Consider the following 23,542-nt stretch of genomic DNA (forward strand, 5'->3'; position numbering starts at 1 on the left):
TGCCTATGGGTTTATCGGTAAGCCGCGAGCAGCCAGGCGAGTTGAAAGCACAATGGATGTCTCTGTTTTGCCGAATGAATCAAAAGAAGAAATCAGTGTTTCCAGGGCAATCAGCGAGGGGGCAACCGCCTTGAGCACAAAAGACGCCTCGCCCGTCACATGATGCGCTTCGCGTATCTCGGGCATTCCCTCAATCACCGCCAGCACCCTGGGATAACTTTCTGCCGGAACATACAGCCGGATAAACGCGGTCACCGGGTAACCGATGGAATGACTATCGAGTTCGGCGCGATACCCGCGCAACACGCCGTGCTCTTCAAGCTTGCGAATGCGCTCGGCTGTCGCAGGCGTCGACAGCCCGACACGCCGACCGAGCTCGGCAAAACTCAACCGAGCGTCCACCTGAAGCTGCGCCAACAAGCGTTTGTCCAAACGATCGAGAGGTCTGTTGGTCATCGGTGCCTTGAAACGATAAATCGTTAAGTAAAGAGCCCTGCAAAGCTACACATCGCAATGGAGCCCGCTGTGGCAAGCCCGCCAAAATAGCTTATCCCACAAAACGAGCACCCCAGCCATGCTACTCAAAGGAATGCTACTCGGCCTGGCCATCGCGGCACCGGTCGGCCCCATCGGGCTTCTGAGTATTCAAAACACGCTCAAGGGCGGTTTCAAGGCCGGATTCATGACCGGCATGGGCGCTGCAACAGCGGACGCAGCCTACGCAACCGCCGCCTTGTTCGGGTTGGCGGGTATCCTGACGTGGATTGGCGATACACGTTACCTGCAAGTAGTCGGAGCGATTTTCTTTCTCTACCTGGCATGGCAAACGCTGCGAAAAAACGCCGAGATCATCGCCGCACCTTCCACCGCGCGGCATCTGTGGGGCATGTACCTCACGACATGCCTGCTGACCTTGTCCAACCCAATGACCATCCTGGGTTTTGTAACGCTGTTCGCCGGGTTGGGCGTCAGTCAGTCGAACACGGGGGTGTGGTTGGTGCTGGGCGTATTCCTTGGATCTTCCCTGTGGTGGATGCTGCTGGCAGGCACATGTTCGTTGATGTTGAAGCGGCTATCCCCGCGTTGGTTGCGAGGTATTGATTATGCTTCGGCGATGCTTTTGATCGGCTTTGCGTTGATGCTGCTTTATCAGGTTTTCCAGGTCTAGGCTTGAGTGGATTATTCTATTTTGCGCGATAGTCTGATCTTTGCTTTTTTGATGGGGAATTCCTGTACGTTCGATCTTAATAGCAAAGAAGCGGTCGTGTTGGTGGCATCAATCTTCACAACCAGATCTATATTCGCTTCTTTGCCAAGCAGCTGGAAGAGATCAAGTATTTCCTTTTCATCGAAAGTGTCTATCCATACACCGTATCGACTGTCCTTGTTTCGCCAATAGAAACCGCAGAATTTCGGGACTGCTCTTTTTTTGTATTCGTTATGCAGTAGATTCTCGGCAAAGATGTTTTCTTGTTCACCATTGTAGGTGCTGAAACCAAAATCTATCCATTGCCCACCGTCCTGTAAAACAACCATAGGCCGCCAATTATACTTCTCTCTATACGTGTCATAGACATCCTCTGCAGGAAAGCCTTGCGCTTTTATTTTATCCCGGATTTGTGGACTAAATGTTTTGTAGGAGGGGTCATTCAGCATGCGGTCGGCGTAGCCGTCTTTGAACATGTACTTAGCATTGTCATAGGCGCTTTCCTTGGCGATAACTGTCACGTCGGCCTTGAACGCCCCGACTTCCTTCTGATTTCCCGCGCCGCTCATCCACAGCACCACTCTACCCTTGGGTGCCAATCCCACTATAAAAGTATGATAAGTGCCCTTTTTATGAGTGTCTTGATCTATAAAACCCTCATCAAAAAGTTTCTTTATTTTCGCTTTGTCCAAACTCCATTTTCCGGTATAGAACTTTCTTTCAACAAGCGAATACCACGTAAATTCCAGTTGGTACGGAACTCCTTTCCTTTCGCTCCCCGTATTCATCGCCCCGCCATGATTACCCCATCCGGTATTCTGCGTGCCCCAGATCGAATCAAAACTGTAGGCAGAGCCTTCAGCAACTATGGCGCCGCTGTAGACCTCCATGGGGTATTCTTGCGGCGCAGATACCGTGCCGGTCCAGCTATAGTTGTCTGCGGGGATTTTATTATTGCAGCCGATCAAGGAAAAGCTGAGTAGGGTGTAAATGAATACCAGAATGAAGGACTTTGTTTTCATGTTGCGGCCTATATTCGCTGTGGCTTGGGCCTCGGGCCAATAAGCATGGTTCGGCGTAGCATAGCTGAACCTCCAGAACAGGTGAGCTTTACGGGTGTACGCTTGCCTTATTGTGGCATTTTAAAAGCCAAAGCAGTGTTAGCGCCGTCGGCCAAAACAACGTATTGAGAACGTCATGAGCGCTTGCTTGCCAGCGCCAGTATCCAAGGCTTCCAATATCGTCTCGTCTATCTACCCACTCGCCAGCACATGCAATGAGAAGAACAGCCAGCCAGGCAAAGTACGGCCTGAATCGTCGGGCGATGGCGATCAGTATCAAATAGACCGCCATGCCCACATAGATGTGCAGCGCGTCTTTTGACAGCCCGGTTGCCGACACAATGGCGAGCTTGATGCCCTGTGTGGTTGAGGTATCCATATCAATATTTCCTCTCTACGCGGATGCCAGGCGCGTCCCGGCTATGTACTGGAGCTGAAATTTATAGACGATCAACAGTTTTTGCTGGATATGAGCAGCGACGTAACCAACTACCCAGGGCTCAAACCCTTGCAAGCGACCAAGTTGCTCAAAGGTGCGACTTTGAGTGACGACGGCTGGACTGTGGAATGGCCGGAGCTGGACATTCAAATCGGCGCCGACACACTGTACCTGGCCTGTCCGGGTTGGAGTCGTTTGCAAGAACCGCCCCAGCTGAAACGCGCATGAGGCTTTAGCGATACTTATGGGGGCAGTGCGTCCAGGTGGGCAGACAGTACTGTGATGGTCAGCAGGTTGTTGCACGGCGTCACTTGGTTGTGGGGGGGCGGTGTTGAAGGACTTGGTCACGTCCTAATTTGCAGAAGGAGGGCATCCAAAAAAGAAATTGGCCGAATCTTGGGCGGAGGGGTTTTTAGGGGAGGGGTATAAGGGGTGATTTTCCAAACCCCAGAAACCACAAAGCCCCGCATTGCGGGGCTTTGAGATATGGTGCCGGCACCAGGAGTCGAACCCGGGACCTACTGATTACAAGTCAGTTGCTCTACCAACTGAGCTATACCGGCGTGTTAGGGCGACGATTATAGCGATTGGAAAGCTTCTGTAAACCCCTGAATTCTGACTATTTTTCAGGCCCCTGCTTTTTCGCGGTAACTCCCTCGCTCGGCATCCCGGTTCAGCGGCTTTCTTTCAGTATTGCCGTCGGCATTGCGACCCGCATTTGCAGCGCCAGTACGCCCATTGCAAGCAGTGCCGCAGTGGCGCCGGCGAGGGGGATGTAGGGCAGGCCGATGTGGATGATTACCCATCCGGCGCCGATTCCGCCGAGTGCGGTGCCCAGGTTGAAGGAGGCGATGTTGAGCCCTGAGGCCACTGCGCTGGATTGCGGTATGTAGTGGTTCGCCAGGCGGAGCAGGCGCAGGGTGGATAGGGTGACGATGGCGAAGAAGACCACGCCCAGCAGGCCGATCAGGCTCAAGGTGATGAGCTTCGAGTCGCTCCACAGGTATAGGCCCAGCAGGTTCAACATCAGCGTTGCCAGTGCGCCCAGCAGGCAGCGTTCGGTGTCGAAGCGGTCGGCCAGGTAGCCGCCGAGGATGTTGCCGAAGATGGAGCAGACGCCGAACAGCAGCATGGCGATGCTCAGGGTCCGGACCTGGAGGTGGGTGACATCCAGCAGGAAAGGCGAGACGTAGGTGAAAAAAGAAAAGGTGGACACGCTCACCAGCAAGGCGATGGTGGCGGCCATCAGCAGCTCGCGGTGGAGGATCGCGCTAAGGCTTTGCCGGATGCCGGGGCGTTCGTGGGGTTGCGGGGCCGGCTGGCGGCGCATCAGCAATACCAGGCCGAGGGTGCTGAGCAGGCCGAGGCCGCCGATGATCAGGAAGACCACGCGCCAGGACCAATAACTGCCCAGAAACGTGCCGATGGGGACGCCAAACGCAACGGACAGGGTCAGGCCCAGCCACACCAGGGCCAGCGCTCGCCCGGCGCGTTCCGGCTCCACCAGTTTGATCGCGGCATTGGAGGCGACGGCCATGAACACGCCGTGGCCCAGGCCGATGATCAAGCGTACTCCGTGCAGGGTCAGGATGTCGGGCGCGAGGCTGATGACCACGCTGCCAATGGCGAGTACCGCCAGGGTCAGCAGTAGCACGGTCTTGTCGCGCCAGGCCGTCAGCAGCGCGGTGATCACCGGAGCGCCGATGGCGGCGCCCAATGCATAGGCGGCGATGGCTGAACCTACCTGGGCGATGGATTCGTGCAGGTCGGTGGCTATCGATGACACCAGGCCTGCGACGACGAATTCGGACAAGCCGAAGGTGAAGGTACAGAGGGAAAATATGTAGATGACGGCAGGCATAGGCACTCTGTGGTTGAGAGAAGAACGTTCACCTCGGCGAGGCGCGACCTTTCTTCTGGCAGGTGTTATTCAGCTGTCGGTGATAGTGCGGGGGCAGGCGAGGGAGGGGAAATACTATAAAAATCTCGGTTTGATACTTTTGACCAGAGGCTCGGGAAATGGGCCGCTGGCTCAGCTCGCTTCAACCTGCGGTTCGACGCCAACATCGAGCATTGAGATAAAGCTGTTTATCAACGGCGATGCATTGTCGCTGTTCCAGCTCATGTATAGGCCGATGGTTGGGTCGCAAGACGTGCTCACCGGGCTGATCCGCCGGAACAACACCTTGTCGCGCATGATCGAGTGGGCGATCGACTCCGGAACCAGGGCCACGCCGAAACCGCATGCCACCAGGCCGATCAGGGTATGGATCTGCGCGGCCTCTTGAACCACCTTCGGGTAGAAACCTGCGGCTTCGCACAAGGCGATGAGCTGGCTGTGATAGCCAGCGCCCAGGTTTTGCGGGGTAAATACGAAGTCTTCGCCGGCAAAGTCCCGCAGGTCGATCTGCTCGTCCCCGGCCTTGGGATGCCCGGCCGGCAGGGCCATCACGATGGCCTCACTCAGTAGCAGGCGCGATTGGACATTGTCCGCCGAGATCGGCAGTTTGCGCAGGAATGCGATATCCGCTTCGCCCGACAGAATGGCCTTGGCCTGACTGGAAGAAGGCATTTGCTTGATGATCAACTGGACGTTGGGGAATCGCTCGCGGAACCGGCGAAAGATGTTGAGCAGCGACTCGTAATAGGCAATCGACACGGCCGTGACGGTCAGTTTGCCGGCGATGCCTGCGGACACCTGCCTGGCTTGTTCGATTCCGGTTTCCAGCGTCTTGAGGGTGCCATAGGCAGTATTCAGGAACGCTTCGCCGGCAGGCGTCAGTTTGACCCCGCGCGTGGTGCGGTCAAACAGGCTGAACCCCAATTTGTCTTCCAGGCGGTGGATTGCCTGGCTCAACGGCGGCTGGGCCATATGCAGGCGAAGCGCCGCTTTGTGAAAGTGCAACTCTTCAGCTACGGCGATGAATTGACGTAACAGGCGGGTCTCGATCATTTCTCCTGTTCCTTCATGCGAGTTGATCAGCGGCTGGGGGTAAAGCGCGTGATAATTGGCTGTGTGCGGCACGCATATATTGTTATGCGCGAAGGCTTATGCACAATTGAGCAGTTAGACATAAGCCGTAACCGCTATTTTGTGAAGCTGTTCTCAACGCGCTGCAACTGCCTGTTTTGCGTGCATTTTATTTTGTGAACAAAAAATGACCAGTCGGCAATTCCGGCTGTAGCGCTTGGTTCTACAGGCTCCGATAGAATTTCATCAACAGAGTTATCCACAGGGCGCGGGCCGACGGTTTTGCCCCTTAATCGCGCTTTGCGACCATCATCAGGTTACGTGGCGTGAGCGCAGTTTCACAGAAGCGGCCGACTTGTACGGTGTAGCCGTTTTGCTCAAGAAACAATGCCCGGTCCAGTACCAGCCACAGTTCCAGCGGACGCCGGAACAGGCCGCGGACCAATTCCAGGTTTCGTACTTGTGCCAGGCGTTGCCAACCTTGCTGCTCCAGGGCCGCCCAATCGTGTTCGCCTGTGATCAACCCTTTTAGCGCCGCCAATTCCCGACAGTACTCGGCGAACGGTTTGTTCAGCCAATCGCTGGGCAGTGAAGGCGTTGGCAGGTAGTCATCACTCTGGCGCAGTTGCCGTTGCAGTAGATCAAACCCCAGGCGTCGGGCCATCGAGGTGTCGCGCTGCTGGCGTACGCGGGCGCCGGCGGTGACGGTTTCGCTCAATGGCAGACCAAGGTCCTCCACCGACAGGCGTAGCCTCGAGCTACTGGCGGCGGCTGACAGAGGTTGGTACTGCTTGGCGCTGATGCGGTTATAGCAACAAGGTGCGACGGCCAGCTGTTGGCAGCCTGCAGCGCTGGCCAGTTGCAACAGGCGGACATGCAGGTCGCCACAAGCGTGAAGGGCGACGGGTGTGTGTTCGCTGGTGAGTCGCTGCCCCGCATCATCGGCCATCACGTCTTGCTGGCAGTGGTCGGCCGGTAGCCGATGATGCTCGCTGAGGGTCCGGCCGGCCTTGACCAGCGCGGGATCGTATTCCAGGCAGGTCAGTCGTTGTCCGGGTTGCAGCAGCCGGCGCCCGAGGTGGCCTTTTCCGGCGCACCAGTCGAGCCAGTGACGGGTGCTGTCGGTAAACGGCAGGGCCGCGCCGAACGCTTCGATCTGTTGCCATTTGCGGCCGGGTACATCGACATTCAGTCGCGCAGGTGCCGGATGAAGCGCAACGCTCGGTAACTTATCCACAGCACTGAGCGCCACGGACTGGGCGGCCCACTGTGCAAACGGTGCCGGTGCCTGGAGTTCGTGAGGGCGGTTGTGGCTGTTTTCGGCATCCATCAGCGAACGCTGGCGCAGCCACTGGGCCAGCTCGGGATGCAGGGATTCCCAGGGCAAGTGCCGCTGGGTGAAGGGCCGTGGTCGCCACAACCCCTCGTGCTTGATGAGAAACGCATCCAGCGCCTGGAAGCGGGCGAGCAGTTGCGCGCCCGTCAACCGGGGGTCAGCGTCCCTGGCAGGCATCGACCCGTAACCAGCGCTCCAGCAGCTTGAAGCCGCGTACCAGCAAGTAGGCCATCAGCAAATAGAACATGCCGGCGGCGAAGAAGATCTCCACTGGCAAGTAGGTACGGGCAATGATGGTGCGGGCCATGCCGGTCAGTTCAAGCAAGGTCACGGTACTGGCCAGGGCGCTGGCCTTGAGCATCAGGATCACTTCGTTGCTGTAGGCCGGCAGGCCGATGCGTGCGGCGCGGGGCAGGGTGATGTAGAACATGGTTTTGGGCTTGGACATGCCCAGGGCCCGTGCAGCTTCGATTTCACCGGGCGGGATGGCCTGGATCGCGCCGCGCAGGATCTCGGCGATGTAGGCGGCGGTGTGCAGGGTCATGGTGGCGGTGGCGCACCAGAACGGGTCCCGCAGGTACGGCCACAGGGCGCTTTGGCGCACGGCATCGAACTGCGCCAGGCCGTAATAGACCAGAAACAGCTGCACCAGCAGCGGTGTACCGCGAAAGAAGAAGATGTAGCAGTAGGGCAGCGTGCGTACGTACCACAGGCGCGAAGAGCGAGCGATGCCCAGGGGAATTGCCAGCAGCAGACCGGCGATCACCGCGATGGCTACCAGTTCCAGGGTCAGGGTGGCGCCCTGGGCCAGTTTCGGCAGCCACTTGATGATCACGGCCCAGTTCAGGCCCAGGTCGAAATGCGCCAGCCAGCTGTAGTCGCCGTTCATTGGGTGCTCCTCGCAAAGCCGCGAGCGGCACGTTTTTCCAGGAAGTACATGCCGGTCATGGCCAGGACGGTAAGGCCCAGGTACATGAAGGCCGCGACCATGAAGAAGGTGAACGGCTGCTTGGTCACGGTCACGCCGATCTGGGCGTGGCGCATGATCTCTTCCAGGCCGATCACCGAGACCAGGGCAGTGTCCTTCATCAGGATCATGAACAGGTTGCCCAGGCCCGGCAGGGCGATTCGCCACATCTGCGGCATGATCAGGCGCGTGAAGATACGAACCTTCGACAGGCCCAGCGCGATGCCCGCTTCGCGGTGGCCCTTGGGGATCGCCAGGATCGCGCCACGGAACACTTCGGTGGCGTAGGCGCCAAAGCACAGACCCAGGGCGATAACCCCGGCGGCGAAGGCGCTCAGAGACAGGTCGGGGTTGCCGAACCACTCACCGAGGGCCCGCATCATGTTGACCGTGCCGAAGTAGATCAGCAGGACCCACAGCAGTTCCGGAATTCCGCGAACCAGGGTCGAATAGGTGCCGCCAAGCCACTGCAGCAGCTTGTATGGGGACGTCTTGGCCAAGGCGCCGGCAAGGCCGAGCACCAGTCCCAGGCACAGTGCCGCGAGAGCGAGTTTGACGGTCATCAGCGCGCCGGCAGCGAGTGCGGGGCCGAATCCGTAGAGATCGAAATTCATGGTTTAGTCATATCGCGCAAGGCTTGCGAAGAGCCGGCGCGCTCAAGCGAGCGCGCCGGGCAGGCCAGTCAGGATCATTCGATGCTGAAAGGGAAGTACTTGTCGTTGATTTTCTTGTAGGTGCCATCGGCCTTGATTTCAGCCAGTGCCTTGTTCAGGCGCTCGCGCAGCGGGTCGCCCTTGCGCACGGCGATGCCGATCTTGTCGCTTTCTACAACCGGATCGCCCTTGAATTCATAGGCGGAACCGTCTTTGCTCTTGAGCCATTCGTACTGCACATACTTATCGGCGAGGATCCCGTCCAGGCGGCCGGAAGTCAGGTCGAGGTAGGCGTTTTCCTGGGTGTCGTAGAGCGTGGAGGTGGTCTCTGGCAGGTTGTCTTCCAGATAGGTACCGGCCAATGTCGCGCGTTGTGCACCGATAGTCTTGCCTTTGAGGTAGTCGGCGTCGGTCTTGAAGTCCTTGGTGGCTTTGGGCGCGATGAACTGCAGCTTGTTGGAGTAGTACGGGTCGGTGAAGTCGACGGCCTGCTTGCGCTCGTCAGTGATCGACAGCGACGACACCAGGAAGTCGAACTTCTTGGCGTTCAGGGCCGGGATGATGCCGTCCCAGTCCGAGACATACACTTCGCACTTCTCGACTTTCATCTTGGCGCACAAGGCGTCGCCGATGTCTTTGTCGAAGCCGACAACGTTGCCGCTGGCGTCTTTATTGTTGAAGGGCGGGTAAGCCGCCTCGATCCCCATCTTCAAGGTTTCGGCCATGGCCGTGGCGCTGAAAGCCATGCTCACGGCGGCGGCCAGGAGGAATTTTTTATAGTTCTGCATGCATGTTGCTCCGTTAGCGGTTGCTGGACATGAATTGTTTGCAGCGCGCCGAAAGCGGGTTTTCAAATACCTGCTGTGGCGATCCTTGCTCTTCGACCAGCCCCTGGTGGAGGAACACCACTTCGCTGGACACTTGGCGGGCAAAGCCCATCTCGTGGGTGACCAACAGCATGGTGCGGCCTTCTTCGGCCAGCGCGCGGATTACATTAAGTACTTCCTGAACCATTTCCGGGTCAAGCGCCGAGGTGGGCTCATCGAACAAAATGACTTTTGGCTGCATCGCCAGGGTGCGGGCGATTGCGGCGCGTTGCTGCTGGCCACCGGACAGTTGCGCAGGGTAGGCGTGGCGCTTGTCACCGATGCCGACCTTGGCCAGCAGTGCTTCGGCCACTTCGATGGCTTCAGCCTTGCTTTGGCCGAGCACGCGGCGTGGAGCCTCGATGATGTTGTCGAGGATGCTCATGTGCGGCCACAGGTTGAAGTTTTGGAACACAAAACCGATTTCGCTGCGCAGGCGGTTGATCTGCTTGCCGTCGGCGGCCATCAGTTCGCCGTTTTTCGCGGCTTTGAGCTTGAGTTCTTCGCCGGCCACCAGGATCTGGCCCTGATGAGGGTTCTCCAGCAGGTTGATGCAGCGCAGGAACGTGGACTTGCCGGAACCGGAGGAACCCAGGATCGAGATCACATCGCCGTCGCGAGCGGTCAGCGAGATACCTTTAAGCACCTCCAGCTCACCATAGCGTTTATGCAAGTTGCGGATTTCAAGCGCGGGCGTGGCCTCGGCCATGTGCGGTCCTCATTGTGTTCAGTGCGTTCCTGCTGTTGGGCTGCCTTCCTGGCGAGGCGCCAAGCTAGCATAGCGTCCGGATGACAGCCAACAGCGCCGCGGACGTTAAACAGACGGTATGTGGCAGGTTGTCGCATCGGCACAGTAGCGTGTCGCGCCATCAACAACCGAACAGCCGTTTTAACCGTTGAACCCGTGGCAGTCGCGTAAAAAAAGGCGCGATGTTGCCAGCTTTGGCCGGGTGTTGGAAGGGTTAAACAGGTAAACGGTCCTTATCAGTCACCAGATGGAGCGGCACGCACTTTTTGTGTGTGTTTTTGGTGCGTCTGTTCGTTATGGAAATGAGTAGGCAGGTAACGTTCTGGCGATTCGCCATTAATCTCAATGACTTGCATTGGCTGCTGAGCTTGGCTGCAGCCCGCGTCAACCTTGAGTTTGTTACATTTTGGCGTAATTATTGCGTAAAAAATAAAGAACACCCCGTTGGTTTCTTTTCACGATAGAGACTCCGGGGTGGGTGGACCGTATTCGCAAATCCTCGCAAAGGTGTGTCAATGAGTAGTACGCAAAGCTCCAATGACCTCGAACAGGGGCTCAAGCCGCGGCATGTCACGATGCTTTCGATTGCCGGTGTAATCGGCGCCGGTCTGTTTGTCGGCTCTGGTCACGCCATTGCAGCAGCAGGCCCGGCGGTACTGTTGGCGTATGCCGCTGCCGGGACGCTGGTGGTGTTGGTGATGCGCATGCTGGCAGAGATGGCCGTGGCCTCGCCGGACACCGGATCCTTCTCCACTTACGCTGACCGGGCGATCGGTCATTGGGCCGGCTTCACCATTGGCTGGCTGTACTGGTGGTTCTGGGTTTTGGTGATTCCGCTGGAGGCCAACGCCGCCGCGACGATCCTCCATGCCTGGTTTCCCGATGTGGCGATCTGGGCATTTACCTTGATCATTACCTTGCTGCTGACTGCGACCAACCTGTTCAGCGTCAAGAACTATGGTGAGTTCGAGTTCTGGTTCGCCCTGATCAAGGTCGTGGCAATCATTGGCTTCGTGATCCTCGGCCTCCTGGCTATTTTCGGCTTCTTGCCAAACAGCCAGGTCAGCGGCGTATCGCACCTGTTCGACACCCAGGGCTTTTTGCCCAACGGCATGGGCGCGGTACTGGCGGCGATCCTGACCACCATGTTCTCGTTCATGGGGACCGAGATCGTGACCATCGCCGCCGCAGAATCGAAGAACCCTGGCCAGCAAATCACCAAGGCCACCAACTCGGTGATCTGGCGGATCGGCTTGTTCTACCTGGTGTCGATCTTCATCGTTGTCGCGCTGGTGCCGTGGAATGATCCGATGCTGGCTGCGGTAGGTTCCTACCAGACCGTACTGGAACGCATGGGTATCCCGAATGCCAAGTTGATCGTCGACTTGGTGGTACTGGTGGCCGTGACCAGTTGCCTCAACTCGGCGCTGTACACCGCGTCGCGCATGTTGTTCTCCCTGGGTCGCCGCGGCGATGCGCCAGCGGTGTCCAAGCGCACCAACAAGAGCGGTACGCCTTACTGGGCGGTGATTTTGTCGACGGGAGCGGCATTCCTGGCGGTGTTCGCCAACTACGTGGCGCCCGCGGCGGTGTTCGAGTTCCTGCTGGCCAGCTCTGGTGCCATTGCGTTGCTGGTGTATCTGGTGATCGCGGTTTCACAATTGCGGATGCGCCAGAAGCGCATGGCGGCGGGTGAAAAGATTGCCTTCAGGATGTGGCTGTTCCCGGGACTGACCTACGCGGTCATCGTATTTATTGTCGGTACGCTGACCATCATGGCGTTCCAGCAAGCACACCGGGTGGAGATCCTATCCACCGGTGCCCTGAGTTTGCTGGTGGTTGTGGCGGGGTTGCTGGTGGCGAGACGACGCAAGGCCCGCAAGCTGGGTGCTGCGGTATTCACCTGATGTGCTGAAAGGCTCTGTGCCCTGTGGCCGGGCTTGTTCGCAATCGCGATAGCGGTGTGTCAGCCAACAAACCTGACACTGTTGCGCCGCAATCGCGAGCAAGCCCCCACATGTGTTTTGTGTTATTGCCCGGCGTTGGTCAGCATCCGGGAGGCCGCCAGGTAGTCTGCCTGGAACTGCGGCGACTCGACCCACGCCAGCGCCGCCGCTTCGTCGTCGGAGTCCGTGGACCATTGGCGATATTCGATCAGCGCCGCGAGGATAAAGTCGGTCGCCTCTTCTTCGCCTTCCTGTTCCAGCACCAACGCCAGCAGCGGGTGGGCCAGGAACGCTGCGCACAGCGCCTGTTGGCTGGTTTCGCCAGCGGTGCGCATTTCTACAAACAGTTCGGTCAAGTCCACCGACTCAAGATCAATGCGATTGTCGTCGCCGGAAAATGCATCCTGCTTGGGTGCAACGGCTCGCTGGGTGCGGTTCTGCTTGGCCTTGGCCTTTGCCCTGTGGGCACGTTTTTGCTGTTTGTTCGGCGAGGCCATGGGCTCACGTCCTTGGTTCAGGATCTGGGTGGCGTATTGAAACGCAGGTCCGGGAAAATCCCAAGGGTTTCTAGGTGTATCCGGCTACACGGTGGCCCGGCGTCTGTTGTGCCAATTCGCCATGCTGCAACCACTTCAGTGCAATCGGCCACAATCTATCCTGATACTGGCTGCGAAAGAACGCGAAATGCCCGACCGCAGTTTCGCCGATATCCGCAGGCGCGATCCGTAGATGCGTGCGTTCGCTGGCCGCGAAATAGTTCAGCAGGCGCTCAATAGCGGCTACCGTGCCAAACGGGTCATCGGTGATGCTGATTGCCAACAGTTGTGCCTTCACATGAGCGAAGGGCTGTTGGCCCAGGTTTCGTCCACTGGGGCGTGTTTCGTATTTTGGCGTCGGCGTAGACCAGTCTCGCACCACGCCAGCCGGCGTATCTTCCAGCCAGCCAAGGCGCTTGCCCGGGAAGTAGCCCAAAGCTGCTGTTATCAGGGGCATCACCACGTGCCACTTGCCAAACATCCGCCAGCGCTCGCTTGCTTCATAGTCGCGCCAGTAAGCAAACTGCGCGCCCACTGTCACCAGGCGCCGGATGGCCGCGCCCGAAGCCCCGAGCCCGGCCGCGCAACCGCCATAGCTGTGGCCGACCACGTCAATCGGTTGTCCGGGGAATTCCCGCTGTACCCGCTGCAGCATCGCCTCGAAGTCCAGCACGCCCCAATCCGACCATGAAGCCTTGAAGCCCCGCAGCGAGCCACGGCGTGATTCGCCGATGCCGCGGTAATCGTAAGTGATGACGTCCAGGCCATTGGCAAACAGATAGTCGGCAAAGCGCGAATAGTGGCGGCAGCGTACCGAGGTCGCGGCGTTGATGATCACTACTGGGCGCTCGATGTCGGTGCGGATATGACGCCAGCTGAAACCGCCGATGAGGTAGCCGTCGGCGGCGAGCTCGCTGAATGTCTCGGGGTGAGATCGGGTGGGCAGGTTCATGACTGGCCTCGTCCTTGCGCTTTCATTGGGGTTGGGGTGGCCCATGCGCAGTTTTATTGGAGGTTGACGCTAACAAATTCGGCGCCTGAAGGCGCAGGGATTTTTCGATACTCGACCGGGGCGTCAGAGGTGCTTAGGCTTGGCGTCTTCCGCTCTTGCCGAGACGCCCCATGACCCGCGATGCCCTCGAACAAAACCAGATCCCGGTGTATTTCGCCACCGTTGTGCTGGCTGTTGCCCTTGGTCTGCTGGCGCCATCGGTATCTCAAGGCCTGCAACTGCTGGTCACGCCGGCCATCGCGGTGCTGATGTACGCGATGTTCCTGCAAATCCCGTTTCTGGCGTTGCGCCAGGGCTTGCGCAACCGGCGTTTCATGGCGGCGTTGCTGCTGGCCAATTTCGTTCTGATTCCGCTGTTGGTATGGGCGCTGACGCGCGGGCTGGTGGACCACCCGGCCATTCTGGTGGGCGCCTTACTGGTGTTGCTGACGCCCTGTATCGACTACGTCGTGGTGTTCACCCACATCGGCAAGGGCGATTCGCGGTTGATGCTGGCGGCGACGCCGGTTCTGTTATTGCTGCAATTGGTGCTGTTGCCGGTCTACCTGGGGTTGATGCTGGGGGCGCCCTCGGGCGTGGTGGTTTCGGTCGGGCCTTTTGTCGAGGCCTTTATGTGGCTGATTGTCGCTCCGATGATCCTGGCGGTGCTGACAACAACCCTCTCGCGCCGGTCAACCGTCCTCAGTCGATGGAATGACGCCTGGGCCTGGTTGCCCGTTCCGGCCATGGCGTTGGTATTGCTGGTGGTGATTGGCTCGCAAATCACTTCGGTGATGGGTGACATCAACCTGCTGGCGCCGGCGATTGTGGTGTATGTCGGCTTCCTGCTGCTGGCGCCGCTGGTGGGCGCGCTGGCCGCGCGGTTGTTCAAGTTGCCAACCACTGCCGCGCGAGCGGTTACGTTCAGTGCGTCGACCCGTAACTCGCTGGTGGTCTTGCCGTTGGCGCTGGCGCTACCCGAAGATATCCGGGGCCTGGCGGCGGCTGCCGTTATCACCCAGACCCTGGTCGAACTGGTGGGGGAACTGATCTACATTCGCTTGATACCGACGCTGATCTGGCCCGCACATCGTCGATAAAGCGAATGCAGGCTCTGGTTCAGGCGTTGTCAGGCGGGGGGGGCAGCCTGACAGGCTCAACGATTAATCATCGCCACGGCTCACGCCAGGCGCAATTGGCCGCTGGCTACCAACGTTGCATGGCCCCCGATTTTCACGCGATCACCTTCCAGTCGGCACAACAGTTCCCCACCGCGTTGCGAGCATTGATAAGCCGTCAAGTGCGTCTTTTCCAGACCTTGCGCCCAATACGGTATCAAACAGCAATGCGCCGCGCCGGTTACCGGGTCTTCATCAATTCCGATGGCGGGTGCGAAGTATCGGGAAACAAAATCATGCCGAGTACCTCGGGCGGTGACGATAGCGCCCAGCCAAGGCAATTTTGCCAGCGCCGCCATATCGGGCCGACAGGCGCGCACCGCCTGCTCGGACTCCAGCACCACCAGTAATTTATCGGTCCCCAGAACTTGCAATGCTTCGACGCCAAGCGCTTGGGTGATCTGCGCACTGTCATCAATGGGCGAGGGCGTGTCGGTCGGGAAGTCCAGCCATAACAGGCCGTCCTCACGGCTGACGCTCAGAGGGCCTGAGCGGCTGATGAAATCGATGCGCGAAGCCGTTTCCTTGTAGATATCAAACAGCACATAGGCGCTGGCCAGCGTTGCATGGCCGCACAAAGGGACTTCGGTGGTCGGGGTGAACCAGCGGATATGCCAGCCCTGGTCCTCGCGGACCAAAAACGCCGTCTCTGCCAGATTGTGCTCGGCGGCGATGCTTTGCATCAGCGTATCGGGTAGCCAGGAATCGAGCCGGTAGACAATCGCCGGGTTACCGCCAAAAGGCTTGTCGCTGAACGCGTCGACTTGATGAAACTCGATGGGCATCACACTTCTCCTTGGGCATGCTCGCCAAAGCATGCCGTGCGCTGCCGATGCCGCGATAGTTACAGATCAGAGTATTTTCTCTCATACAGGGCGGGAGCCATGGGGGCTTTGTGGTCTGAACCGTTCGTACCCTAAAGGTCGTGCTGGATTTGCAAGTGCAATGGCGCAACGCGGGTTGGGTTTCCATTGGGGCAGAAAGAGACCCTCAGTCCAAAATCAGGCGAAAACGAAACTCCACTGCCCAGGCACCTTGGTTCAGGCATGCTCCGGCGAGCATCAAATCGCAGGCAATAAAAAACCCCAAGGACACATGTTCCTTGGGGTTTCTCGGTATTAGTGGTGCCAGAGACGGAATCGAACCAGGCCTAATTGAGCTTGATTCAGCTGAATACGCTCGGTTTGATTGTCAGGGATGCCCCCAAATATGCCCCCAAAAAATAATCTCACCCCGCGATAGTCAGTCAAGCGAGAGCATTTTGGCTAAGAGAGGGTCGTTTGAGCCCATCACTGCGGCCTGCAGATCCACGAAGTACATCCCGCCGGTGATCTCTCCAATGATCTCACCTTCCTCGATCCACTTCTTGAGCAGTTGCAGGCTCGGCTTTGTCCCCGCGTACCTCAGTTTTCGATACTCACCAACCTCCATTAATCGGGGCAGTCGAACAGTTACTTGCGTGACGATCTTGGTCATGGAGGCTCCAACAGGCGAAATTACACTGCCTTTCCGTCGATCCGCACGCTGGCCTTGCCACTGCCTGAGTTTGGAATCCATACCTCCACCACGTTGCCCGAGTCGGTAGTGACTTTGATCACCACACTGGTGGGCGGCGGACGCAGATCGTCACCACAGAACAATTCCACGAGTGCATCACACGGTACCCCATCATCATATGGGTCCCATAGATCGCCATTCACAAGCGGTGCAGATACCGTGATGTTCGACATTCCATATCTCCTATTAGCGATTTGGTGGGGTGGCGTCCAGATCATCCAAAAGACCTGCGGCAATCTGAGCCGCCGCCCAATTCTCCATAACTTCGCAGAGCTCACGGGCGTCTGGGAACTCTTTCGAGAGCCAGGCCGAGGGGACGAAAACGTGATTGCGATACGTGACCATAGCGGTGCCGTCATACGCAGTACAAAGTGAAACGTTCAGCTCGTTTCCGCCAATGGCGGCGGGCACGAAAATCGCCCGTTCGGCAGATATGCCAAGAGTCCTCATCCATTTAGGTATTTTTTTACCGTCAGGATTTTCAATTTCCAGCCAAATCATGTACTTGCTCCCTGCTTATTGATTTTTCATGTGCCCATGAATCGGCACCACTATGCATCCTACATCGCCGAGAGGTCGCGGTGTTGGCCGTGGGGTGGTGAAATACCCCCCTCAGATCATAGTTTTTTTGGTGATCGGCGGCTGGATATACCATCTCGATAGGCCGCTTACATGGCACCGCTACTTCACTACTAGCAGCGCCGCCGACGAATCTTCCGCCCATTGCCCCATCACTGCCTCATACCTGCGTATTCGAAATAGCAGTTCGGTATCTGCCGGGCCTTCATGCAGCGTCGCGGCAGTCACACGTGCCATGAGGCACAACATCTCCGCGCTTCGTTCCCGCATTTGCTTTGCGGTGCCCGTACAGAGCTGGGGTGCGAGCGTCTTTCTGATCAGCGCCGCCAATTGATCAGCAATCACACCTCTTGTTTGAACGTCCATTATCGCCTCCACAGAACGCCGCCTTGGCGGGTCTCCCGGTCAATCACACGCACCACCATCTGCTCCATGGCGGCGCTGGCTGATTCGCTTGTGCGCTTGGTGTCAGCCTCTGATGCGCCCGGCTGCGCCTGGACTGTCACCTGCATATTGAATAGCGGCTGAACCGGCGCCGATCCGCTCGATCCTTCGCCCGCGCCAATCATTGCCGGCCTGCCGTTGCTGTTGGCCTTCAAGAGGCCGGCACCGATCGGCGCATAGGGCTGGGCGTTGTTCAGTCCGTTGTCGATCCTGGACAGCATGGCGTCGAGCTTGGCGCTGGTCTGGGCAGTCGTCACACGCTCGCCTTCTTGCAGGAACCAGGTGCCGTCCTTGGGTACCGAGTCGATACCATCGTGCGCCATACCCGCCAGCGCTGTCATACCCACCGCCGAGGCAAGCGGGCCGGTGACAGCCATTGCAGTCGCCATTGCCGCCGGCGCTGCTGCTGGGCCAATGATGGGAATGCCTGCGGTTGCGGCGTAGGCGTTGAGGCCCGCTGTCAGGGACATGGCCTGAGCGTTCGCGCCGAGGGTACCGGCGGCGCTGGCCTGGGTGGTCTTACCCACCAGCATTTGCACACCCTGATAGATCAGCCACTGGGCGGCCATATCACTCAGCGCGTTCAACATCGATTTGGCGAAGTTGCCCACCATGTCACCAAAGGCGTCTCCCGCGTCCTCTGCACCGCTGGCCACGTCAGAGAAGAACGTGCCAAGGCCGCTGGTAGCGCTTCCCAGAGCCGTGTTGGTGAGGTCTGCGGCCTGGGTCGAGTAGTCGCGGGCGGCGTCGGCGTAGTTCGCCCACGCTTCGTTGACCCCGTTCATCCAGTTAACCTGGGCCTCATCGACCATCGCGTAATACTGGTGCTGGTAGCCAATGCGCTCATCGAGGGCGGCCTTGAGAATCGCCGTCTCTTTCTGGGCCATCTCGGGGCTGATGTTCTTGGCCTGGAGCTGTTCGTTGAGGTTGGCCACGTCAGCGGCGTATTTCTGTTGCAACGACAAGTCGGCGCGCATCCGGTCGCGGGCCTTGTCGCCCATACCAATGCCAGACAGCTCTTGGTTGAAACCGTCCTTGATCGTCTGGGTGCCAACGTCCTGGGCACTCTTGAAAGCTGAAAGCTTGAGGGCGTCCTCATTGGCTTTCTGAATCTCTTTGAGCTTGTCCAGCTCAGCGGCCATCCCCACCAGCTCTTTCTTGCGTGCTTCGCTCAGGTTGCCGAGCTTCCCCTCCTGCAGCTCAAACGACAGCTTCATGACTTCGGTGGCGTCTTTCTGCTTGTCGCCCGTGGTGTTGATCAGTGCAATCTGACGCTTGTAGCCTTCCTCAGTCGTCTTGAATGCGTTGTCCAGCGTCTTCTGTGCGGCCTCGGTAGCCTTATCTGGCCCGTTTTTGCCGAGTAGCCCGGTGATGCTGGTGGTAGGCAGTGTGGTCGCCGGCGTCTCTGGAGTGTCCGACTTACCGTCATCCCACCCCATTTGCTTGGTGTAGCGTTTGTACTGATCCAGCTTCGCCTCGGCGTCACGTTGAGCGGCCTTCCAGTCCTTGTTCAGCAGCGCGTCACCAACGTACAGCGACGGATCAGTCGCGAACTTGCCCATTGGTCCGGAGGCGTTGTTGTACGCTGCCAGGTTGTCGACCAACTCCTGTTGCTTGGCGACGCCGGCCAGGTGGCGGTCCTTGTCGGAGCCGAAAGCCGAAGCCTTGAGCACCTGGTACTGGTTGATCAGGCTCTGTACATCCGCCGGCAGGCGGGCTATGCCCTGGGCGGCAGCGCCCGTTATCTTGAGCACCATAGCCGCTAGGTCGGTCATGCCCTGCTGAAACTCGGGGTCGGTGACGATGGCGTGTAGCGAGTCCATTGAGTCTTGCAAGGGGCTGATATCAACGCTGGCCAGGCCCGCGGCGAACTCGTTTTTAAGGCCCCTGGCTTGGTCTTCCATGTCCTTCAACAGATCGTAGGTCTTGGTCAGGGCGTCGATCTGCTTCTGATCCATCGCAATGCCGTAGTCGCCGGCCTGCTTGGCCAGCTTGCGGAACCCTTCGGCGTTGTTGTCCAACAGCGGCAGCATCCGCGACAGATCATTGCCGAGGCTCTCCAGGATGTTGATCTTTTCCGCATGGGTGCCGACGCTCTCCAGGCCCTTGGCTATCGCCAACAGTTGCTGGTCTGGCGAGAGTGTGGCGAGGGCCTTGGCCGACAGCCCCAACTTGTTGAGCGCGTCTACCGCCTCACCGCCGTTGGTGATCAGCACGTCACCGATCTTGTCACCGATGTCCTTAAAGATATCGGCCATGTTGTCGCCGGACAGGCCCGCACGCTCGGCGGCGTACTGCCATTCCTGGAGTGAACGGGTGTTCATGCCCAGCGACTTGGCCCAGCGCTGCGTCTCCGCTGTGGCTTCTGCTGTCTGCTTGAGCATTGCCAGGGAGGCGGCACCGGCAGCGACGGCACCAGTGACTAGGCTGGCGGCCGCTGTACCCGCGATCTTGCCGGCCTGCTCTGCCGACATGCCCATTCTGTTAAAGGCGCGATCCACCACACCCAGGTTGCCGTCAATCTTCTTGCTTGCGTTGCCGACAGCGTTATCTGCGCGGTTCAGTTCCATGCGTAGCTGCTGTGTCGTCGCCTCAATGCGAACAAGCATCCCTTGTACGTCTGTACCTGCCATAAGCCGTTCTCCGGCGTTAACAACTTGTTAACCTGCATTAACAGCGTTAACAAATCATTCACGCCCTCATAACCTCTACGGAGCAGGCAGTACAAGGGATTGGCGCTTGTTAACGCTCATGCGGCCTTTAACAAATAATTAACAAAATCTCTGTGAGGGGAAAAAATCTCTGAATGAGGTCGGGGGCGGTGTCCTATGCGAAAGCTTCCACGGTTTTGACCCACCCCCTACAGTCGAGCGTGATCAGTAGGCCGGATCGATCGTAGGAGGATTGGTCCTAAGCGCTTCGATTGCCTCCTGGTGGCTTATGCCTCTGGCCAGCAGCTCGTCAATCTCCTTGCGGATCTTGTCGCGGCACGCAGCTTGATAGAGCAAAGCGCGACTGTGTGCGATCTGATTGAGCGCTTGCTGGATTGACTTGGGAAGGGGTTCAGGTTGCTGGTACATGGCTAGCCCTCGGCGGTGGAGCAGATCTGCTCCACCGCTCTGAATGATTGGTTAAGGGGTTGGGGTCAGGCTGACCAGGCGCATCGATGTCGGGGCATACACCGCCAGACCTGCACGCATCTCGGCCAAGATCGTGACCAGGTTCCGCCGGAAGTTATTGCCATCGTGTCGGCTGGCTTCGACTGTGACCTCCTGTCGATCGAGTAGGGCAGTGGTCGAAGTGTCCAAGACCAGCGCACCTAGCTCCGGCATCCCCATCGTCACCACTACGGGGGTGCCCCACAAGCTCGGCGGCGCCGGGTCCCGAGGAGTACCGATCACGTACTGTCCATCGCCACCATCAGTGGTATCGGCCCGCTCACTCTCGATGGCGAACCAATCGCGCGGATTCATCACTATCACGTTGGGATTCCAGCCAAGAGCTTTCAGGTCAGTGAGGGCCAGCCCAATGCGATCGACTGGCTTGCCGGTGGTAATGCCAGCGGCTGTGGCCTGAGCGATGAAGCCCAATATCTCCCCATCACCGCCTGCGCCAGCCAGCAATTCTTGCTCGAGCTTTTGCCGTACACCGACGCTCATCAGCAGGCCGACCTGTTGCTCGAGCTGGCTGTTGTCGTTGAGAACTTGCAGGCTCGCCGGGATCCAGGTGGCGATGGTTGCAATCTCCGCCCGAGAAAGCTTGGTAGGCAATTGGCCCTCTGACTTCTCGTCCCCTTCCTTCGCCTGGTAAGCAGCCCCGCTCAAATAGCCGTCGAGCTGGACATACTCGTAAGTAGACCCTTCGACGGGAACGATCGGCAGTACATCCAAGAGGCTGAGTCGAGGTTGTGGAATCCCTTGGATACCAGGAGCCCGAGCAGGCGCCGTGGGATAGCTGGTAGAACCAGCGGCCCCCTTGTCTGGGTTTGTTACTGCGGCACGAACGCCAGCCGTGACTGTGATGCGCCCGGTGGACTTCTGGCCCGCCTGGATGCTGCTGAGTCCTTCAGCCTCGGTAACTGCAGCGCTGATGACGTTGGGCTGTTTCGCGGTCGGGTCGCTGACTTGCTTCAGTCCGCCGGCAACGGCGCGCTGTTCTAGCTCCTGCAGACGGGCGTTGAATTCGCCCTGTTTCTCGCCCTGGCCCTCAATCGTTTCCTTGTGTGCTTTGAGTGCAGTAACGACCTGATCGATGTCGTGATCCATTTCGGTAATCTCTTGGGTGATTGTGCCCAGCACTTGCCGACTGTCTGTCGGTTGCTGATTCGCTGCCAGGGTGGCCTTGAGCTTGTCCCAGCGTTTTTGATGTGTGGTTGTCATGGGGCGATCCCATTGGAGTTCTATGGGCGCCTCGACAGCGCAGGGCGTGAAGAGGCGTTTCAATCCCCCAGCGCATGGCGTGAGTTCATGGCAACCACGTTATGCGCGCACACAATCCCAAGTCTTCGGTGAAGTCCTCCGTTATGCGGCGGTATTGGTCGCAAAGCTCACAATGTCGACGATTTTGTAGAACCTGCGATTTCCCCGGCGAACGAACGGCAGCGGGGCCAGGCCGTCAGCAGCTAGGCGCCGAAGGTAGCTGGGGGCGTACCCGATCAGATCGGCGGTGGCCGGCTCCGGCACCAATCCGCCAATGAGCGGGGTAATTCCAGCAGCTGCGAGCCGGTCCGCGATCTCCTTTTCTATCTCGTTCATGGTTCGTAGGTACTCCCCTGTAGTGGAATTCTGTTTTGTCTGTAGCCCTTGCATTACGTGGGCTATAGCTATTTCTTGATAATTCACTGTCCTGCACTTGTCTCGCCCGTAAAGAGGCTCAACCCATACCCATCTAGACAGGCGTGCCACTTCTCCAGCGCTTGGCGTTTCAACGTCTCGGCGGTGGTGTGGATGTAGGTGGCGTCCATGTTTCGGAGTGCGTGGTTAACCAGCATCTCGCCCACCAGGTAATCGATACCCAGATCCATCCAGGCAGTACGGGCCACCTTGCGCAGGTCATGGCTTGTCCACTGGCGATCACTGAGGGAAGCGAACACCAGGGTGGCCGTGGTTGCGCTCATTGGGCCGCGTCCGGTGCTGGGGAACACATAGCCACCCCGATAGCCGCACGCCTCTTGTCTGGCTTGGTGGAGACGCAGCAACTCGCACACCGTCTCGGTCAGTGGCAGGGTGTGCTCGGCCTTGGTCTTGGTGTCGGCAGCCGGGATAAACCACTGGCGGTTATCCAGGTTGATGTTCCGCCACAGGGCCAGCCGGGTCTCGCCGATCCGGGTGCCGTGACACAGCATCATCAGCGCCAACATGGCCTCGCCTGTGTGCGTATCGAAGTCTGCGAAGAGCTTGGCTAGCAACCCGGGCAGATCGTCGGCGCGCAGTTTCGATGGTTTGGGCTTGATCCTGGTCGATACAAAGTCGCTGAACTTCAATCCCGCCATGGGGTTGTGGGCGATCAGGCCCAGCCGGTGTGCCTGTCGAACGCCAACCGCCAGCACGTTGTAGACCAGGCGCACGAATGACAACTCGCAACGCTCTTGCAGAGGCCACATCAGCAGAGCGTCAAGTGACGCCTTGTTCAGGTCGCCGAGGGGAAGGCTGGCCAACCTCGGCAGGAGGTGGCATTTGAGCGCTGACTTGGCCCCGGCCTTGCGTTTAACCGACAGGCCGCGATCCCTCAGCATGCGGTCCTGATACCAGGTCAGCAGCTCGCCGGTTGAGGCCCAGGTGTTGGTGGTCGATACCGCCTGCGGATCCACGGCGCGGCGTGCCAGGATGGCGGGCAGCGTCGATTGCATCAGTTTGGCGTTGATGCCCGGATAGTTACCGGCCTTGCCCCACTTACCGCGCACCACGACATGCCATGCCCCCTTGGCGCGGTCCGCGGTGGAGTAGCGAAAGCGCAACTCGGGATAACGATGATCGCGTAGCTGACGAGCGGACCCCGCGGCCTGCTTGCGAATTTCGCTATCGGTAAATGCGATGTACAAGGTGCTCATACTCAAAATTCCTC

At 58.6% G+C, this 23,542-nt stretch carries 25 protein-coding genes, 1 tRNA gene and 1 pseudogene; 4 read left to right on the forward strand and 23 right to left on the reverse strand.

The window, feature by feature from the left end; translation table 11 throughout:
* Positions 1-3: 3 nt before the first annotated feature.
* Positions 4-432, reverse strand: a complete 429-nt coding sequence (locus OQ460_RS01445) for an Lrp/AsnC family transcriptional regulator (RefSeq protein WP_421096171.1) — start codon at positions 430-432, stop codon at positions 4-6.
* Between the two features lie 142 nt (positions 433-574).
* Here OQ460_RS01445 and OQ460_RS01450 point away from each other — a divergent pair, with 142 nt between their 5' ends.
* Positions 575-1,168 (forward strand): LysE family translocator, encoded by a 594-nt coding sequence (locus OQ460_RS01450; RefSeq protein WP_410020163.1) that lies wholly within the window; start codon positions 575-577, stop codon positions 1,166-1,168.
* A gap of 11 nt (positions 1,169-1,179) precedes the next feature.
* Here OQ460_RS01450 and OQ460_RS01455 read toward each other — a convergent pair whose 3' ends face one another.
* Both OQ460_RS01455 and OQ460_RS01460 read right to left on the reverse strand, forming a co-directional pair.
* Positions 1,180-2,229 (reverse strand): DUF2931 family protein, encoded by a 1,050-nt coding sequence (locus tag OQ460_RS01455; RefSeq protein WP_410020164.1) that lies wholly within the window; start codon positions 2,227-2,229, stop codon positions 1,180-1,182.
* 88 nt (positions 2,230-2,317) lie between these two features.
* Positions 2,318-2,647, reverse strand: coding sequence for a hypothetical protein (locus OQ460_RS01460; protein ID WP_410020165.1), 330 nt, complete (start codon positions 2,645-2,647; stop codon positions 2,318-2,320).
* Here OQ460_RS01460 and OQ460_RS01465 point away from each other — a divergent pair.
* Positions 2,648-2,881: pseudogene (locus tag OQ460_RS01465) on the forward strand (DUF2442 domain-containing protein); the annotation flags it as partial.
* A gap of 313 nt (positions 2,882-3,194) precedes the next feature.
* On the opposite strand, the gene OQ460_RS01470 reads toward OQ460_RS01465, so the two are convergent.
* The 8 genes from OQ460_RS01470 to OQ460_RS01505 form a co-directional block, all read right to left on the reverse strand.
* A tRNA-Thr gene (locus OQ460_RS01470) sits at positions 3,195-3,270 on the reverse strand.
* A 110-nt stretch (positions 3,271-3,380) separates the two neighbouring features.
* Positions 3,381-4,568 (reverse strand): MFS transporter, encoded by a 1,188-nt coding sequence (locus OQ460_RS01475; RefSeq protein ID WP_410020166.1) that lies wholly within the window; start codon positions 4,566-4,568, stop codon positions 3,381-3,383.
* A 171-nt stretch (positions 4,569-4,739) separates the two neighbouring features.
* The gene (locus tag OQ460_RS01480) at positions 4,740-5,660 is read right to left on the reverse strand and encodes a LysR family transcriptional regulator (RefSeq protein ID WP_410020167.1); all 921 of its coding nucleotides are present in this window, start codon (positions 5,658-5,660) and stop codon (positions 4,740-4,742) included.
* Between the two features lie 307 nt (positions 5,661-5,967).
* The gene (locus OQ460_RS01485) at positions 5,968-7,191 is read right to left on the reverse strand and encodes a methyltransferase (RefSeq protein WP_410020168.1); all 1,224 of its coding nucleotides are present in this window, start codon (positions 7,189-7,191) and stop codon (positions 5,968-5,970) included.
* Positions 7,172-7,861 carry an ABC transporter permease gene (locus tag OQ460_RS01490; protein WP_410021903.1) on the reverse strand — a complete coding sequence of 230 codons (690 nt, stop codon included), beginning with the start codon at positions 7,859-7,861 and terminating at the stop codon, positions 7,172-7,174. Before OQ460_RS01490 ends, OQ460_RS01485 begins: the two co-directional genes overlap by 20 nt.
* 38 nt (positions 7,862-7,899) lie before the next feature.
* Entirely contained in the window at positions 7,900-8,595 is a 696-nt protein-coding gene (locus OQ460_RS01495; protein WP_410020169.1) for an ABC transporter permease, read from the reverse strand.
* Between the two features lie 74 nt (positions 8,596-8,669).
* On the reverse strand, positions 8,670-9,422 hold the full coding sequence (locus OQ460_RS01500) for an ABC transporter substrate-binding protein (protein ID WP_410020170.1): 753 nt from the start codon (positions 9,420-9,422) through the stop codon (positions 8,670-8,672).
* 13 nt (positions 9,423-9,435) lie between these two features.
* Positions 9,436-10,209, reverse strand: coding sequence for an ABC transporter ATP-binding protein (locus OQ460_RS01505; protein ID WP_025859203.1), 774 nt, complete (start codon positions 10,207-10,209; stop codon positions 9,436-9,438).
* A gap of 554 nt (positions 10,210-10,763) precedes the next feature.
* Between OQ460_RS01505 and gabP the strand changes: the two genes are divergently transcribed.
* Positions 10,764-12,155, forward strand: a complete 1,392-nt coding sequence (gabP, locus tag OQ460_RS01510) for a GABA permease (RefSeq protein WP_410020171.1) — start codon at positions 10,764-10,766, stop codon at positions 12,153-12,155.
* A gap of 122 nt (positions 12,156-12,277) precedes the next feature.
* Here gabP and OQ460_RS01515 read toward each other — a convergent pair whose 3' ends face one another.
* Positions 12,278-12,691: a hypothetical protein gene (locus OQ460_RS01515; RefSeq protein WP_410020172.1), complete on the reverse strand. Its 414-nt coding sequence runs from the start codon at positions 12,689-12,691 to the stop codon at positions 12,278-12,280.
* A gap of 70 nt (positions 12,692-12,761) precedes the next feature.
* The gene (locus OQ460_RS01520) at positions 12,762-13,682 is read right to left on the reverse strand and encodes an alpha/beta fold hydrolase (RefSeq protein ID WP_410020173.1); all 921 of its coding nucleotides are present in this window, start codon (positions 13,680-13,682) and stop codon (positions 12,762-12,764) included.
* Positions 13,683-13,852: 170 nt separating this feature from the next.
* On the opposite strand from OQ460_RS01520, the gene OQ460_RS01525 reads away from it, so the two are divergent.
* Positions 13,853-14,821, forward strand: a complete 969-nt coding sequence (locus tag OQ460_RS01525; RefSeq protein WP_410020174.1) for an arsenic resistance protein — start codon at positions 13,853-13,855, stop codon at positions 14,819-14,821.
* Between the two features lie 80 nt (positions 14,822-14,901).
* On the opposite strand, the gene OQ460_RS01530 is transcribed toward OQ460_RS01525, so the two are convergent.
* From OQ460_RS01530 to OQ460_RS01575, 10 genes are all read right to left on the reverse strand, one after another.
* Positions 14,902-15,684, reverse strand: a complete 783-nt coding sequence (locus tag OQ460_RS01530) for a PhzF family phenazine biosynthesis protein (protein WP_410020175.1) — start codon at positions 15,682-15,684, stop codon at positions 14,902-14,904.
* 457 nt (positions 15,685-16,141) lie between these two features.
* Entirely contained in the window at positions 16,142-16,375 is a 234-nt protein-coding gene (locus OQ460_RS01535; protein WP_212799335.1) for a hypothetical protein, read from the reverse strand.
* Positions 16,376-16,395: 20 nt separating this feature from the next.
* On the reverse strand, positions 16,396-16,545 hold the full coding sequence (locus tag OQ460_RS01540) for a hypothetical protein (protein WP_410020176.1): 150 nt from the start codon (positions 16,543-16,545) through the stop codon (positions 16,396-16,398).
* Positions 16,546-16,642: 97 nt separating this feature from the next.
* A complete protein-coding gene (locus OQ460_RS01545) occupies positions 16,643-16,957 on the reverse strand; it encodes a hypothetical protein (protein ID WP_410020177.1) in 315 nt (104 codons plus the stop codon).
* Positions 16,958-17,137: 180 nt separating this feature from the next.
* Positions 17,138-17,401: a hypothetical protein gene (locus tag OQ460_RS01550; protein WP_410020178.1), complete on the reverse strand. Its 264-nt coding sequence runs from the start codon at positions 17,399-17,401 to the stop codon at positions 17,138-17,140.
* Positions 17,401-20,049 carry a phage tail tape measure C-terminal domain-containing protein gene (locus OQ460_RS01555; protein ID WP_410020179.1) on the reverse strand — a complete coding sequence of 883 codons (2,649 nt, stop codon included), beginning with the start codon at positions 20,047-20,049 and terminating at the stop codon, positions 17,401-17,403. The genes OQ460_RS01550 and OQ460_RS01555 overlap by 1 nt, the downstream gene beginning before the upstream one ends.
* A gap of 306 nt (positions 20,050-20,355) precedes the next feature.
* On the reverse strand, positions 20,356-20,559 hold the full coding sequence (locus OQ460_RS01560; protein ID WP_410020180.1) for a hypothetical protein: 204 nt from the start codon (positions 20,557-20,559) through the stop codon (positions 20,356-20,358).
* Between the two features lie 51 nt (positions 20,560-20,610).
* Entirely contained in the window at positions 20,611-21,858 is a 1,248-nt protein-coding gene (locus OQ460_RS01565) for a phage major capsid protein (RefSeq protein WP_410020181.1), read from the reverse strand.
* A 141-nt stretch (positions 21,859-21,999) separates the two neighbouring features.
* On the reverse strand, positions 22,000-22,233 hold the full coding sequence (locus OQ460_RS01570) for a DNA-binding protein (protein WP_410020182.1): 234 nt from the start codon (positions 22,231-22,233) through the stop codon (positions 22,000-22,002).
* A gap of 83 nt (positions 22,234-22,316) precedes the next feature.
* The gene (locus tag OQ460_RS01575; RefSeq protein WP_410020183.1) at positions 22,317-23,528 is read right to left on the reverse strand and encodes a tyrosine-type recombinase/integrase; all 1,212 of its coding nucleotides are present in this window, start codon (positions 23,526-23,528) and stop codon (positions 22,317-22,319) included.
* Between the last annotated feature and the right edge of the window lie 14 nt (positions 23,529-23,542).

Origin of the sequence: Pseudomonas imrae (assembly GCF_046352735.2) — a bacterium.
Lineage (GTDB): Bacteria > Pseudomonadota > Gammaproteobacteria > Pseudomonadales > Pseudomonadaceae > Aquipseudomonas > Aquipseudomonas imrae.